The following is a 14,421-nucleotide window of genomic DNA, read 5'->3' on the forward strand; positions in this document are numbered from 1 at the left end:
TGACCATCCGTCACTCATCCCCGCATCTCGGGGGAACCTCACTGCAGAATCAGGCCCAAGTGCTGCCCCGCTGACCTGCGAGTCAATCAAACGTTTATTCCAATTGGGTTGGTTAGCGATCCCAGACGAAAGATACACCTTGGAGGATCATTGATCAGCTACTTAGCCCGTAAGGCCGTGCCCGTCCTTCTGGCAGTTGCGGCGCTGGCCAGTACCGCGACGGTGACTCATGCTTCGGCTGAGTCATTCGCTCCCGGTCTCCCGCAGGTCGCGTCCTCAGACGATCGGATGTCGGTCAGGTCGCTCAGCTCGGGAGACCGTCAGAAGCTGCAGTCCGAGGTGAATCAGGTACTTGCCTCCACCAAGGGCGCCGTTCAGATCAGCGCGAACGAGGTCTCCTGGAACGGAGGCGAACCGGTCCTAGTACTGCCCCTCCCTGGCCAGGCCAAGGCTCCTGCGAGCAGCCCGAAGGCGCAGCAACTGCAGGCTGGCGTGGCAGGTATGCCTGCCTCCGAAAAAAGTCCAGCAGTAGCGCAGGGTGACTCGTGCCCGACTGAGTGGACTGGAAACGACTGGTACTGCTTCTATCAGTACAAGGATTTCGAGGGACGGCGGTTGCAGTGGAACCAGCCACACCCCTACACGGCGGTTTACTTCAGTGACTACGGATTCAACGACATGGCCTCGTCATGGTCGAACAAAGGCGGCCTGACGGTCTTTGTGAGGGGCCGCGAAATCGCTGATGATGACAACTCCTGCAACAGAACGCTCTGGATCATGGATCCGCACAGTCGGGCCGCTGCGGTTGTGGCAGACAACCAGGCGGACTGCTTCCACGCGTCCTGAAGCAGCTTGACGGCGGCCGAGGCTCTGGCCTCGGCCGCCCGTTTAGTCGAACCGCGCCGTCAGGTAGCACACATACATGATCACTGCGGGCGTCTTAACGTTGAGTTTTCCGGCATCCGTGGTGAGTTCCTCTTCGTAGGCGAGCAGCTTGCCACTGGAGACGTCGAAGATCAGAGTCTGCTTCTTGGGTAGCCCTCCGTACTTGGAGTCGACGGAGAAGGCGTGTCCGACGCGGCCTGCCCGGTCGCGGACCGAACCGCGGTATTCCACCCCGGGCAGGGTGGCAAGGAACCGAAGCTGGGACGCTCGCTGCTGGCCGGTCAGCATGCTGTTCAGGTTTCTCTCGGACACGGAGTCGAAGATCTCACCGGGCCCTGCGGCCTCATAGCCAGTCGCCAACCACGTGCCCATGCCGGTCACGTCATCCGGTGCAGGCTGATTTCGAACGTCCCGCATGTCAGCCGGACCCGTAGAATCCCCGTAAGACTTCGGGTCCTGGCCGACCGAGCCGGCATCCTCCCACACCTCCCTGTCGTGGGAGGTCTGGAACTGAGGCCGCTTCGTGCGAGCCTTCCAGGTCAACGATCCGTCGGGCTTCTTCCACACCTGCCGGACCTCGGGAATCACGGCCGACGTCACCTGAATGCCGTCGATCCGCGTTGACAGGGACCAAGTTTCCCGCTCGAAGTACTGCGTCCCTCCCGGCGGCACAGGAGACTTGTCCCCCTCCGCGGACGCAGCGATCCGCTCCAGCACCGCCTTCGCAGACTCCCCGCTCTCCTGGTAGTGCAGGGGCGGGGGGGTGAGCGCGTACGCCGGTTGAGGACCAGGTCCCAGCAGAACGAAGGCCAATGCCAGCACGGCCGCCGATGCAACCGCCGCCAACCCAGTCAGTGGCCACCGCCACCTGTGCAGTACTCCGTGCTGCGATGGGCTCGCCATCGCCGGCCGTCGAAGTACCTCCCGAAGCAGTTCCTCCCGGTCGGCCTCTGTCATACGCCACTGGTACCCAGAGGCCGTGTCAAGCGACTTGAGTGTCTCGAATGAGTCCATCACCGCGTCCCCCAATCCGGGCGTCTTCCTTCATCCGTGTGGGCCACCCGCTGCTTCCCGGCGCCTGTAGACAAAACGGACTTCTTGAAGCGACTCCGGGCACGATGCAGGCGGACGTGGTACGCGGCCACTGAACAGTCAAGAACCACTGCGGCGTCCCGTGCAGCCAGGTCCTCCCACACATCCAGGCGAAGAACCTCCTGGTCACCGGGAGTCAACGAGTCGAAAGCCGCTGCAATGGCCAGCCGTTCCGAGACGGCCACCGCATGGTCCTCAACCCGCTCGTCCGCCATCTCCGCAAGACTTGTGATCAGGGCTTCCCTGCGCCGCCCGTCCCGGTAGGCATTAGCAAGCGTCAGTCGAGCCACTCCGTACAACCATGGAAGTAATCTGTCGCGGGGTGCCTCCGGCCAGCGCCGCCAGGCCACCACAAAGATCTCGGAGACCAGGTCCGGCACAGCATCAACGCGGACACGCCTACGCACGTATCCCTCGACGGACGCAAAGTTGAGTCTGTACGCCTCGGTGAACAGCTGCTCGTCGTTCATCATCCTCCTGTCCCCTCCAACTCCTATATGTCCGGCAGCCCGCGCGACTTACAGATGGGTCCAAGATTCTTTTCGCTGCCGCCGACCGGTTCGGCCTGTGAACCACCGCCCCAGGGTGTGGGGGTGCCGGGGCCGGACCCTATCGGCAGCCGCCGGCCCGCACTGGCTGCGCGTGGTCTGCGCCGAGGCCGGCACCGAGGGCGGCACCCTGTGGAACGGCCCGTCCACCTCCCGCACCCTCCCCGCTTCGGTGCCGCGCCCCGACCTGTTCCGCATCCGGGACTGGATCACCGACGGCTACGCCTACCGAGCCGAGCTGTACGCCTTCGCCCCCGACCCGATGGTCTCCCCGCGCCCCGTCCTCGACGAGGACCCGGGCCTGCCCGAGATGTGGTGGAAGGAGATGGTCGCCGCCCTGGGCGCCCTCGCCGACGTCCCGCCGCCGGCGGACCGCGAGGCCGTACGCGAGGAGTACCTGCGCCGCGTCATCCCCCAGTTCACCGGCCACCAGGTCGACGACGTCACCTGGACCACCGCCCACGGAGACCTCCACTACGGCAACGTCACCCGCGGCCCGCACATCCTGGACTGGGAAGGATGGGGCCGCGCCCCGTACGGCTACGACGCCGCCACCCTGTACGTCTACGCCCTGCTCACCCCCGAGACAGCCGCCCAGATCCGGACCGCGCTGGCCCCGGTCCTGGACCGGCCCGAGGCACGCACCGGCCTGCTGACCGTGTGCGCCCAGGTCCTCCAGGCCCAGGACCGCACCGACTTCTACGCCGAGCTCGCCGACCCCGTCCGCGAGCACCTGGCCCACCTGTAGCCGCCCCGCCCCGCATCTACGCGGAGTCGACGCTCCGCCTACCGGCGGCCAGCGTCGGCGGGCCCGAGGCGGAGGGCTCCGACCCGGACCCATGCGCCTGGCGCAGGCCCGGCTGCGGCCAGGGGTAGAACCGGGACACCGTGCTGGTCGACCCGTCCAGGTCGACGGCCACCTTGTAGATCACCTTGCCGTCAGCCCAGTCGTGCCGCGCCATCACAGCCCCGTACCGCCACGCCCCGCAGGACCACACCCACAGGGCCGGACGGTCGCCTGCAGGCCAGCTCCAGACCGTGGGCGCGGGCCCGTCCTCGGGCCGCCATGGCCGGGACTCCACCGGCTCCGTCAACGTCGTGCTCACCCCTCGACCGTACGCCCGGGCCCCGCGGACTCCCCCGCCAGGTGCTCCGCGTCGTGCTCCGGGCCGTGTTCGACGAAACCTGTACGGCTTCCTGTCCTCTTCGCAGGTCACAGTGCCTGTCATGCCGGCGCGCGAGGCGGTGGCGTGTGTCAAGTAAGGACAGGGGAGCGGGCAGTGGAGATGAAGCAGACGCCGGGGGCGTACCGGATGCGGGCGGAGCGCCGGCGCAGGGTGCGCGGCAGCGGGGAGGCCCGGGGCGACGGCTGGATGCGCACGGAGGCGGATGAGCGTCTCCTCGCGCTGGCAACGAGGTACGGGACGCTGACCCTGCAGCAGGCGGCCACCGCGTGCTGGGGAGGGAGACTCGAGACCGCGCGCCTGCGGATACGGGTGATGACGGAGGCCGGGCTGCTGCACCGCTCCGCGGCGATGCGGTGGACGGGCACCGTCGTGTGGCCCACCGAGCGCGGAGCGCGCATCGCGGGCACTGGCCTGTCGGCACCCTCCCGCCCCGGCGAGCGGCTGCTGCACCGCCTGGCCCTCGCCGACGTCGGCCTCGCCCTGGAAGCGGCCGGGCACACGGTGCTCACCGAGCGCGAGGTCCGCTCCGCCGAGGCGGTGCCCGGGCGACCGGCGGAACTCCTCGCGGACCTCGGCATCTCCGGAGTGCCCGAGGGCGCCCGGCGCGGGGAGACCCTCGCGGTCCCGGTCGGTGCCCACGCGGTGCACTGGCCGGACCTGGTCCTGGTACCGCCCGGTGGCCCCGTGGTCGCCGTCGAGGTGGAGCTCACCCCCAAGTCCAGGGGCGAGCTGCGGAGCATCCTGCGCGCCTACCTGCGAGCCCGGCGCAGGGTCGTCTACCTCGGCACCGCGCCGGTCGTGCGCCAGCTGCAGGGACGCCCTGGCTCGGACGGGCAGTGGATCGACGGCGTCGCCCAGGAGGCCGACCTGCTCCCGCCCGGAGGGCCCGACCCGGGCACCGACGGACTCCTGCGCGTACGGCCGCTCGTCCTCACCGACCCGGACGTCGCCCGCCAGACCGAGCAGCACGCCAACCGCCACCGTCGCCCCGCATGAACTGCTCGGAGCCGATCAGCACAATGGCTCACCCCTCAGTCCGGCAGACGCCGGGCGTGAACGGAGCCCCCACAGGTGAGTGATGCGCTCGTCGCGCGCCCTGTCGTGCCACTGGAACGCTCTAGGGTTCCCGCCGTGGCACCGTCCGAGTGGTACATGCATCCCCCCGTCAGGCCCTCGCAGGGGTATGACCGAGGTACGGGTCAAAGGGGCAATGGGATGATCTTGAAGCTCCGAGAGCCTGTAGCGCTCCTACCGAGTCCCCTAGTAGGGCTTGGTCAGGTTGGGGCTGGTGTTGCGTGTCCTAAGGGCTCGGTGTGTCGTTCAAGACGTGTGACGCCGGAGGAAATTGCTGCTGTACGTGGCGAGTTGGAGGACTTTGCGACGGAGGTTTTCGAGCCGTTCGCGCGTAAGGATCAGCGTCGGTGGGGGCGGGTTTACCTGCGGGGCCTGCTCACGGACGGGCAGCGCAAGTCCGTCGAGCCGATGGCCGCCAGGCTGGGCGAGGACGGTAACCGTCAGGCCCTGGCCCACTTCATCACCACCAGCCCGTGGGACCCCGCGCATGTGCGGGCCCGGCTGGCCTGGAAGATGGAAAAGGCGATCCGGCCCACCGTGCTGGTCTTCGATGACACCGGCTTCCTCAAAGACGGCAATGCCTCGGCGTGTGTGTCGCGGCAGTACACCGGCACTGCGGGCAAGGTCACCAACTGCCAGGTGGGCGTCTCCCTGCACCTGGCCTCGGATCATGCCTCGGCGGCGGTCGACTGGCGGCTGTTCGTGCCCGAGACCTGGGCCCCCGGGTCGGTGAAGGCGGACCCGGCCAAGGTCGCCCGCCGCACCGCCTGCCAGATCCCCGACGACATCGGGCATGTGGAGAAATGGCAACTCGCACTCGACATGCTCGATGAGACCCGCTCCTGGGGCGTCGAAGTGCCGGTGGCCGTCGCGGATGCCGGATACGGCGACGCGGCGGCATTCCGGCACGGCCTGCAGGCCCGCAGCCTCAATTACGTCGTGGGAATCTCCACCACCCTCTCGGCCCAGCCCGGCCACGCGGTGCCGGTCGCCGAGCCGTACTCCGGGATCGGACGCCGGCCGGTGGAGAAGTACCCCGACAAGCCGCAGTCGGTGAAACAGCTGGTCATCGCGGCCGGCCGGAAGGCGGCAAAGCCGGTGCAATGGCGTGAGGGCTCCCGGCCCGGCACCGGCCGCAGCGGCTTCAAACGGATGTACTCGCGGTTCGTGACCCTGCGGATCCGGCCCGCCGGCCGCGAGGTCCGCCAAGCGGCCGACAGCCCGGAACTGCCCGAGTGCTGGCTCCTGGCCGAGTGGCCGGCCGACCAGGGCGAACCCGTCCAGTTCTGGCTCTCCGACCTGCCCGCCGACACCCCACTGACCACACTGGTCCGCCTGGCCAAGCTCCGCTGGCGCATCGAACACGACTACCGCGAGATGAAACAGGCCCTGGGACTTGCCCACTTCGAGGGCCGCACCTGGAACGGCTGGCACCACCACGTCACCCTCGTCTCCGTCGCGCATGCCTTCTGCACCTTGCAACGACTGGCCAGAGCCCCAAAAGACACGGCGCCGGCCTGAGCCTCTACCGGATCGTCCGCGAGCTACAGACCCTCCTCGCGACATGGACCGGCGTCTGCCCCACCTGCCACCGCGGCATACCCACACCAACACCGACCTGACCAAGCACTACTAGTGTCCTGCGCCGGAGATCCGTCGTTAGTTTATGTATGACTGCTTCCGCGGATGTGCCGGTGCCTCGTCGTGGTCCGAAGTTGGAACCGTTGTTGTTGTCTTCCGATGAGCGTGTGGTGTTGGAGCGTTGGGTCCGCAGGGCGTCATCTGCGCAGGCGGTGGCCTTGCGGGCCCGCATCGTGTTGGCGTGTGCCGGTGCTGATGTGCCGCCGATTGTCGTGGTGGCACGGGAGTTGCATATCGCGGCCGACACGGTCCGCAAGTGGCGTCGCCGGTTCCTGGCGGCCCGGCTGGACGGGCTGGTCGACGAGCCCCGGCCTGGCCGGCCACCCACCATCAGCGTTGATCAGGTGGAGGCGGTAGTGGTCGGCACGCTGGAGGAGATCCCGAAGAACGCCACTCACTGGTCGCGTTCATCGATGGCCGCCCGCAGTGGCCTGTCGAAGTCGACAGTGGGCCGGATCTGGCGGAAGTTCCAGCTCAAGCCCCATTTGAGCGACACGTTCAAGCTGTCGACGGACCCGCTGTTCGTGGAGAAGCTCTACGACGTGGTGGGGCTGTATTTCAACCCGCCCGAAGGAGCGGTGGTGCTGTCGGTGGACGAGAAGTCCCAGATCCAGGCTCTTGACCGCTCTCAGCCAGTGCTGCCGATGATGCCCGGCATGCCCGAGCGCCGCACTCACGACTATGTTCGCAACGGGCTGACCACCTTGTTCGCGGCCTTCGACGTCGCGACCGGTGAAGTCATCACCTCACTGCACCGTCGCCACCGGGCCGCGGAGTTCAAGAAGTTCCTCATCAAGATCGACAAAGAGGTCCCCGAACACCTTCAGGTCCACCTGATCTGCGACAACTACGGCACCCACAAAACCCCGGCCATCAAGACGTGGCTGGCCAAACACCCACGGTTCCACCTGCACTTCACACCCACCGGCTCCTCCTGGATCAACCAGGTTGAGCGATGGTTCGGCTTCCTCGCGGACCAGAAGATCCGCCGTGGCGCCCACAAGAGTGTGCGCTCCCTGGAAGCCGACATCCGAGCCTGGGTCAAGCAGTGGAACGAAAACCCGACCCCGTTCACCTGGACCAAGACAGCCGAAGAGATCCTCGACTCACTCGCCCGCTTCTGCCAACGGATCTCCGGCGCAGGACACTAGCCCGGTCGGCTGCAGCGTTGACACGGGGAGGCTAGAGCGATGCGTGTCGGGGAGGGACCGAACGGTCGGGCGTGCAACGCTCGCTCGCTGTGGCAGACGTGTTCCATATGAAGATCCAATTGGGATCAAGGGCTCCGGTTCCACTCGTGGCTAGATTGGTCGCAGACCTCAACGTGGTTACTCAAGGCGCTTTCGAGGTGGCGACTCATGTGGCGGAGTCCGAGGCTGACGCCCACATGGCGGGGCTCGTCAGAGAAGGCGGAGTCACTGCTCTTGTGGAGGAAGCTCGCCGGAGAGAGCTCCCACTCGCATCAGACGAGGAAAGGGATCTCGCGCTACTCGAGCGCGACCTAGAGGAGTGGATGCACTTTGGTCCGCTCCGTCGTTCGCGTTCGCTGTACTGGCTCCTGCTTGGCTCAGAGCGTCGCTCCGATCCGCTGGCAAGACTCATGGGTCAGTTGCGCTCAGGCGAGGTGGCGCGTCATCTCCCCGATGTGCCGTACCGGTTCGGCTCGATCAGGTACAGCAACCCGCTCGCGGTGGAAATCATCACTGCTCTTGGCGGCGTGGCAGGGCTGAGCGCAATTCTCGCAATCATTCGAGACTGGGGCCCGCGACGTGAACGACAGAGGCTTGAGAACGAGGATCTGCGAGACGCGAACTTGTTCAAGTCGCAGCTCCGTCGCGCGTACCTCGAAGCGGCCGGACGAGGCCAGGCACCGCCGCTCTCCCCCGAGGCCCTCGAAAGACTCGCCTCTCCCGAATTGGCCTCGGCTGTAGACCGCCTCGCAAACCAGGAACTGGACTGGTACAGCGTCCATACCCCCGAGGAGGCCGAGGAGTGATGACCGCTGTGAAGCTCACGCCTGACACAATGAAATGATCTTGCTCGCCTCCGCTGCACTCCGCTTGCCTCGCCAGGGGGTCAAGGTCATCTCAATGCCCCTTTGACGCGTATCTCGGTCACGCCCCCACTAGGGCCTCCGCCCGGCCGCTTGGGAGAGGCAGCCGCGGGTGGGTCAGAAGCGCTGGTGCTAGACCGCGGCAGCTCAGCACATGGTCAATTGCTCATGCTCGGGCAGGTCCAGGTCGGTGATCCGGCCCTCGGGAATCACTGCGGCCAGTTCCCGGGCCTCCTGGGCACTGCGCGCGAAGGCGTGCAGGCGCACGATTCCGGGTGAGGCGGCGACCAGGCTGGGGCAGGGGCGTACGACCCCGTACAAGAGCCGTCGCTTCCCCGTCGTGTACACCGGCACTCCGTAGGCGTACTCCGAGGACATCATCAGTTTCTCCGGGATGTCGACCCGAACGTTCGACTCGCGCCATGCGTATTCGGCGACGGCGGTGAGCAGTTCGGTCCGCTGCTGCAGCGACAGTTTGCTCCACCACGTCCTCGCGGTCTCCAGCGCCAACCGCTGCGTTTCCTCCCGCTGGGCTTGCTCCAATGCGAGTCGCGCGTCTTCCGCCGCCTTCTCTCGGGCCCGCCGGGCATCTTCCACCTCCCGTAGCTGACGCACCTTCTCCCAGTAGACGCGGGACTCCTCCGCCCGCTTTTCCCGAAGCCGTTCAGCCTCCTCCGCCCTCCGGGCCTGCTCCTGCTCCGCCCGCAGCCGGCTCTGCCGATCAGCCTCCTCCTCCGACTGCTTCTGGCGAGCTTCGCGTTCCTCCCTCGCCAGCTCTTGGCGCTGGCGCATCGCGTTGTGCTTCTCCTGGGCCGCGGCTGACTGCGCAGACGTCCACCATTGACCGCGCCGAAACTGCCGCTGCTCGCCGTCGACGACGCGGTACACCCGCCGGTACCGCGGCATGCTCTCGACCGGAACGACCTGCCCGTGGAGCGCCCACCGGACGAACTGGACCAGTTCCTCCTCGCGGAACATCCATCGGCCAGCGGCGTAATCGAAGCCAGCGAGGCCGTCGTCCACCATCCAGAGCTGTGGCTCATGTTCTTCCGGGGCGCGCACCCGGACCGCGGGCACCGCGCTGATCCACCGCGGTGGCCGTTTGTGCGGGGACACCCAGCACACCCTGACGTCTTCGTCGAGGTAGCGGTCGGTGCGCGCCTGGATGTCGTCCAGGGTGATCGGCGACAGCTGGGCTTCCCAGGCCATCCGCTGGGTGCCATCCGGCGAGGCCGCCATGACGTCCGCGCGCCAGGAGCCGTCCTCCGCCGGCACTTCCAGCGTGGCGAACCACCCGGTTGCCCGGATCGCGCCCGCCATCTCCAGCTTGAGCATGTGGTGCTCCCACGACTCATTCGACAGCTCACACGACGGCGGCCGTCCCGGGTCGTGGCAGAAGAACCGCACGCCGTACTTGGAGACCTTCGGGTGAAGACTCCAGTCGCACTCCGGGCAGGCGAGCGGGATACGGGGGCGGGCCTTGTGAACCTGCGTCCAGTCCAGCTTCTGCCCGAGGTCGGCAAGTGTGGCGTCGAGGCGGCCCAGGTCGGGGTGCAGCGCAGTGAAAGGCATGAATCGCATCTCCTGGCGATCCGGCGTACTCGCGGCGTATCTGACAGGACAGCAGATAGCAGGCACCACTGACAGTGGGCCCAGGCTGTTTCATAGGTGGTCGCTCGTGAAACACCCGACCGCCCAGCGGTCCACCTGCGGCGATCATGTTTCATGAGTTGTTGCAAACGACTGGAAGTCTGAAACACCCTCATGAAACAGTCCGGGTCGTGAGCAACGACTTCAAGCGCGTTGAAGCGCACGACTGCCCGATGTCCACCTGCGCCGCCCCTGCGGGCTCCCCGTGCCGGACCGGCAAGGGCAAGGTGGCGATCCAGTACCACACCGCCCGCTTCCGGCTCGTGCCCCAACTCGCCAAGGTGCTCAGCGTGCCGACCCCCGCCGTACGCAAGCCGGGGTCTGTGTGGACGGAGCTGCCCAGGCCGGTGAGCGCCGGCGCCGAGACGGTCGGTCACGTCCGCCTCGGGTATGCCCGTGCCTCGACCTCCCGGCAGTCCCTTGACGCACAGCTCGACTCCCTCGCCGAGGCCGGGGTGACGCGGGTCTTCTCGGAGAAGATCTCCACCCGCGCCGCGAAGCGGCCCAAGCTGGAGGCTGCCGTGAAGCTCGCCGGGGAGATCCGTTCCTCCGGCGTCGCTGTGACACTGGTCGTCCACGAGCACAAGCGTCTCGGCCGCGGCATCGAACTCGCCATGCTCGCCGAAGAGCTGAAGGCGAGCGATGTCGGCCTGGAGTTCCTCTCCGGGGAACTGAAGGGCTCGCACGACCCCTCCGGGATCGTGTTCACCGTGCTCGCTGCCATGTCCGGCATGGAGCGCGAGTACATCCGCGACCGCACCCTCGAAGGCCACGAGTCCGCCCGCAAGCGCGGCAAGACCATCGGAGGCGCAGGCGTCACGGACGACGACATGCTGTCCATGGCCCTTCACCTGCGCAACCAGGAGATGAGCCTTCGCGGCATCGCCAAGAGGCTCATCATCTCGACCGGCGCGAAGAGGGGTCAGCATCCGTCGCCCGCCACCGTCATGCGGATGCTCCGCGAACACGACGAGCAGGCCGCCACGGCGGTGAGCAAGTGAGCGTGGCCTGCGACTCGGCGAGCGTCTCCAGGCTCGTCACCGCCTCGGCCCGCTGCTCCCCGGCTACTTTGCGGCTGGTGTCTGAGCTAGGACACCGGGGCCAACATGGTCGCCGAGCTACGCGACCGAGGGATCGGCTTCACCTCGCTCCACGAGAACCTGGACACCACCACCCCCGGCGGCCGACTCGTCTTCCACGTCTTCGCCGCCCTGGCGGAATTCATCCGCGAACTCATCGTCATCGGCACCAACGAGGGCCTGGCCGCCGCCCGCGCCCGCGGCCGCGTCGGCGGGCGCCCCACCGTCGCCACCGAGGAAGTCATCAAGGCCGCCCGCGACCTGCTGCCCGACCCCGGCCGCTCCATCACCTCGATCGCCAAGCTCCTCGGCGTCTCCCCGGGCACCCTCTACAACCACATCCCCGACCTGCGCGAACTACGCGCCGACGCCGTCCCCCGTCAGCTCAAAGCTCGTACGGAGTAGGCGAACCCCAGCAAGATCGATCTCACCGGGATTTCCTGTACCTCAACTACTCACACCCGGGCACGACGCGGCCGGAGGACCGGTGACACCGGCATCGGCATCCAGCTCAACTACCCCTGACAGTTTGGAGCTTCACACCCCGCGACCGGGTGCCCGCAGTTATGGTCGCCGTGATGGTCGTATCCGATGGAGGAAGCGAACGTGGTAGGAGTGGAGCTGGCAGCGGGCTACTTCTTCGCGTGGGCCGTGCGCAAGGCGCGGCGGGTGTCCGGTCGGGCGGATGCGGAGGTCGATCAGGCGCTGGACGCCGGGATGGACCGGCTGCACGAGGTGGTGGCCACCCGGTTGGGCCGTGAGCCGGCGCTGGAGAGTGTGGCGCGGGAGGTGACCGACGGCCGGGATGAGCCGACCGCGGAGACCCGGGACCAACTGGAGCTGGCCGTGAGGTACACGGCCTCGCGCGACGCGGAGTTCGCCGCGGCGCTGCGACAGGCCATCGAGCAGGTCCGGATGGCCGAGGCGGCCGCCGGTCCGGGGGCGGGCAAGTACACCGTGAGCGGGAACACCATCGAGAATGCGGCCGTCCAGATCGGCGACAACAACGAGCAGCACAACCACTTCGGGTCCTAGTGACGACTGAGGCAGCCGGAGGCCAGTGGCCCGGCTTCGGTCCCGGAACCGTCATCAACCTCGCGGTGGTGAAGGGTGACCACAACGTCCAGAACAACTACTTCATCACCAAGGACCCCGATCCGGTGGAGTCGGCGACGCGGCATCTGGCCGGGTTGGTGTGGGAGCAGTGGCACCACGAGGCCGAGCTGCGGGACCTCTTCCCGGTGCCGATCCCCGTTCTGTGGCGCATGACCGACGGCGGGAACCTCGGCGACCACGACCACCTGACGGGCGCTCCCATGGCCGGAAGCGCCTCGGATCTGGACTCCTTCGCTCGGTCGTTCTCCCAGCGGCAACCGCAGCGCCTGACCATCCTGGGCGGGGCCGGCAGCGGCAAGACGACCATGGCCGTCCTGCTGGTCCTCGAACTGCTGCGGCAGATGAAGGGAGGGGACCGGGTCCCGGTCCTGCTGCCACTGGCCTCCTGGCGACCTGCCGAAGAACACCCGAAGTCCTGGCTGATCCGTCAGATCGTCGATACGTACCCGTTCCTGAGCGCCAGGACGGTCCGGGATCTGCTGAACCGCAGGCGCATCCTGCCGGTGCTCGACGGCCTGGACGAACTGCCCGACCTCGATCGGCCGCTGGCCCTGCGGAAACTCAACTCCGGCTACCCGGCGCACGAGCCACTGGTGCTGACCTGTCGGACCCACGACTACGCCAAGGCGATCAAGAAGGGGCCCGTGCTGCGCTCGGCCCCGGTGGTCGAGGGCCGGCCGCTGACGGCGGAGGCGGTCGCGGGCTATCTGCTCGACCACGCCACCCCGCAACAGCGGGACCGTTGGCGGCCGCTCACCGATGCCGTGACCCGGGACCCGGACGGCCCCGCGGCCCAGGCCCTGTCGGTTCCGCTCCTGCTGTGGCTGTGCGGCAAGGTCCACGAGGACCCGGACCAGGACAGGAATCCCGGCGATCTCGCGAACCGGAACGCCTTCCCGACGCCCGAGAAGATCGAGCAGCACCTGCTGGACTCGCTCGTGCCGGCGGTCTACCCGAGTGATCCGCGGGATTCTCCGCACCCCGACCGAAGGGCGCCGCGCAGGTGGGCCAGGGGGCACGGGCCCCGGGAGGCCGAACGGGCGGCCCGCTGGCTCGGCCATCTCGCCCGGCACCTCACGAAGCGCGAGCAGACCGACCTCAAATGGTGGGAACTGGGCACGACCATGCACCCGTCGGCCCGGATGACCGTGGTCGGCTGTGCGGCCGGGATATGCGTCGGGGCGGTCGTCTTCCTCGTGGACACCGTCTTCGTCACCGTCTTCGCGGCGCGTCCCGGCTGGGGCTTCCCCGCCAGGCTCGCGAAAGGACTCCTGGTCGGGCTCGCGGACGCCCTCATCAACGGGCCTCCGGCCGCGCTGCTCTTCGGCCTCGCCCACCGGGCCCGTCGGGCGTTCGTAGGGGCGGCGGTGGAGCCCTCGCGGATGCGGATCGGCATCCGCGGCCGGAGCGGAGCGCCGCGCACTAGGTCCGTCCGGGACATCCTCAAACAGGTCAGAACAGGGAGCCTCGCGGGGTTCGCGGGCGGAGCCGGGATCGGGCTGTTGTTCGGGCTGTGGGGAAAGGGGGTCGGCGACTCGCGCTGGTTCGAGATCGGGCTGGTGGCCGTGATGGTGTTCGGCGCTCAGTTCGGGCTCGTGTTCGGGCTCGTGAGCGGGCTCGTGGCCTGGCTGGAGACTCCGATCGACACCGACTCCGCCGTTCGGCCCCGTGGTCTGCTGGCCACCGACCGGAACAACGTGCTCGTGCAGCTACTCCTGCTCGGACCCCTGGCCGGAGTCACCGTGATGGTCGGAAGCAGGCTCATCGTCGGGTTCCTCGGAGGCTCCCTCTGGGGCGTCCCGGTACATGCGGATCCGGTGTGGGCCATCCGGTTCGCACTCCTCACAGCACTCGCGGGAGGTCTCGGAGCGGCCCTCTCCATGACGGCCTGGGGCGAGTGGGTGGTCCTGGCACACGTCTGGCTGCCGCTGACCGGGCGGCTGCCCTGGCGGGCGATGGCGTTCCTGGAGGACGCCCACCAGGAGCGGGGCGTCCTCCGCCAGGCCGGAGCGGTCTTCCAGTTCCGCCACGCCCGGCTCCAGGAGCGCCTCGCACGTCCGGCGGAGGCCGGGGCCGACGACCGATCCTGATCCGGG

General features: G+C 67.9%; 13 protein-coding genes and 1 pseudogene. 10 read left to right on the top strand and 4 right to left on the bottom strand.

Annotated elements, in window-relative coordinates; translation table 11 throughout:
* Positions 1–177 precede the first annotated feature (177 nt).
* Positions 178–846, top strand: coding sequence for a peptidase inhibitor family I36 protein (locus OHA65_RS38420; protein ID WP_405759521.1), 669 nt, complete (start codon positions 178–180; stop codon positions 844–846).
* A gap of 42 nt (positions 847–888) precedes the next feature.
* Here OHA65_RS38420 and OHA65_RS38425 read toward each other — a convergent pair whose 3' ends face one another.
* On the bottom strand, positions 889–1,899 hold the full coding sequence (locus tag OHA65_RS38425) for a CU044_5270 family protein (protein ID WP_329317015.1): 1,011 nt from the start codon (positions 1,897–1,899) through the stop codon (positions 889–891).
* On the bottom strand, positions 1,899–2,450 hold the full coding sequence (locus OHA65_RS38430; protein ID WP_329317017.1) for a sigma-70 family RNA polymerase sigma factor: 552 nt from the start codon (positions 2,448–2,450) through the stop codon (positions 1,899–1,901). Before OHA65_RS38430 ends, OHA65_RS38425 begins: the two co-directional genes overlap by 1 nt.
* Positions 2,451–2,619: 169 nt before the next feature.
* Between OHA65_RS38430 and OHA65_RS38435 the strand changes: the two genes are divergently transcribed.
* Complete coding sequence (locus OHA65_RS38435) at positions 2,620–3,273, top strand: hypothetical protein (protein WP_331730270.1); 654 nt, start codon at positions 2,620–2,622, stop codon at positions 3,271–3,273.
* A 16-nt stretch (positions 3,274–3,289) separates the two neighbouring features.
* Here OHA65_RS38435 and OHA65_RS38440 read toward each other — a convergent pair whose 3' ends face one another.
* Complete coding sequence (locus tag OHA65_RS38440) at positions 3,290–3,631, bottom strand: hypothetical protein (protein WP_329317020.1); 342 nt, start codon at positions 3,629–3,631, stop codon at positions 3,290–3,292.
* Between the two features lie 174 nt (positions 3,632–3,805).
* Here OHA65_RS38440 and OHA65_RS38445 point away from each other — a divergent pair, with 174 nt between their 5' ends.
* The 4 genes from OHA65_RS38445 (at position 3,806) to OHA65_RS38460 (ending at position 8,423) form a co-directional block, all read left to right on the top strand.
* Positions 3,806–4,708, top strand: a complete 903-nt coding sequence (locus tag OHA65_RS38445; protein WP_329317022.1) for a hypothetical protein — start codon at positions 3,806–3,808, stop codon at positions 4,706–4,708.
* Between the two features lie 333 nt (positions 4,709–5,041).
* A complete protein-coding gene (locus OHA65_RS38450; RefSeq protein ID WP_327281052.1) occupies positions 5,042–6,307 on the top strand; it encodes an IS701 family transposase in 1,266 nt (421 codons plus the stop codon).
* A 149-nt stretch (positions 6,308–6,456) separates the two neighbouring features.
* The gene (locus OHA65_RS38455) at positions 6,457–7,578 is read left to right on the top strand and encodes an IS630 family transposase (protein WP_327280728.1); all 1,122 of its coding nucleotides are present in this window, start codon (positions 6,457–6,459) and stop codon (positions 7,576–7,578) included.
* Positions 7,579–7,724: 146 nt separating this feature from the next.
* Complete coding sequence (locus tag OHA65_RS38460; protein WP_329317024.1) at positions 7,725–8,423, top strand: hypothetical protein; 699 nt, start codon at positions 7,725–7,727, stop codon at positions 8,421–8,423.
* Between the two features lie 204 nt (positions 8,424–8,627).
* Here the strand turns inward: OHA65_RS38460 and OHA65_RS38465 are convergent, their stop codons facing one another.
* Positions 8,628–10,061, bottom strand: a complete 1,434-nt coding sequence (locus tag OHA65_RS38465) for a competence protein CoiA family protein (RefSeq protein WP_329317028.1) — start codon at positions 10,059–10,061, stop codon at positions 8,628–8,630.
* A gap of 200 nt (positions 10,062–10,261) precedes the next feature.
* Between OHA65_RS38465 and OHA65_RS38470 the strand changes: the two genes are divergently transcribed.
* From OHA65_RS38470 to OHA65_RS38485, 4 genes and pseudogenes are all read left to right on the top strand, one after another.
* On the top strand, positions 10,262–11,131 hold the full coding sequence (locus OHA65_RS38470) for a recombinase family protein (RefSeq protein ID WP_329317030.1): 870 nt from the start codon (positions 10,262–10,264) through the stop codon (positions 11,129–11,131).
* A 105-nt stretch (positions 11,132–11,236) separates the two neighbouring features.
* Positions 11,237–11,614 (top strand): annotated as a pseudogene (locus tag OHA65_RS38475) (recombinase family protein); the annotation flags it as partial.
* A gap of 186 nt (positions 11,615–11,800) precedes the next feature.
* Positions 11,801–12,244, top strand: coding sequence for a hypothetical protein (locus OHA65_RS38480; protein ID WP_266793840.1), 444 nt, complete (start codon positions 11,801–11,803; stop codon positions 12,242–12,244).
* On the top strand, positions 12,244–14,415 hold the full coding sequence (locus tag OHA65_RS38485) for an NACHT domain-containing protein (protein ID WP_331736451.1): 2,172 nt from the start codon (positions 12,244–12,246) through the stop codon (positions 14,413–14,415). Before OHA65_RS38480 ends, OHA65_RS38485 begins: the two co-directional genes overlap by 1 nt.
* Positions 14,416–14,421: the final 6 nt, after the last annotated feature.

Origin of the sequence: Streptomyces sp. NBC_00045, assembly GCF_045041095.1 — a bacterium.
Classification (GTDB): Bacteria; Actinomycetota; Actinomycetes; order Streptomycetales; family Streptomycetaceae; genus Streptomyces.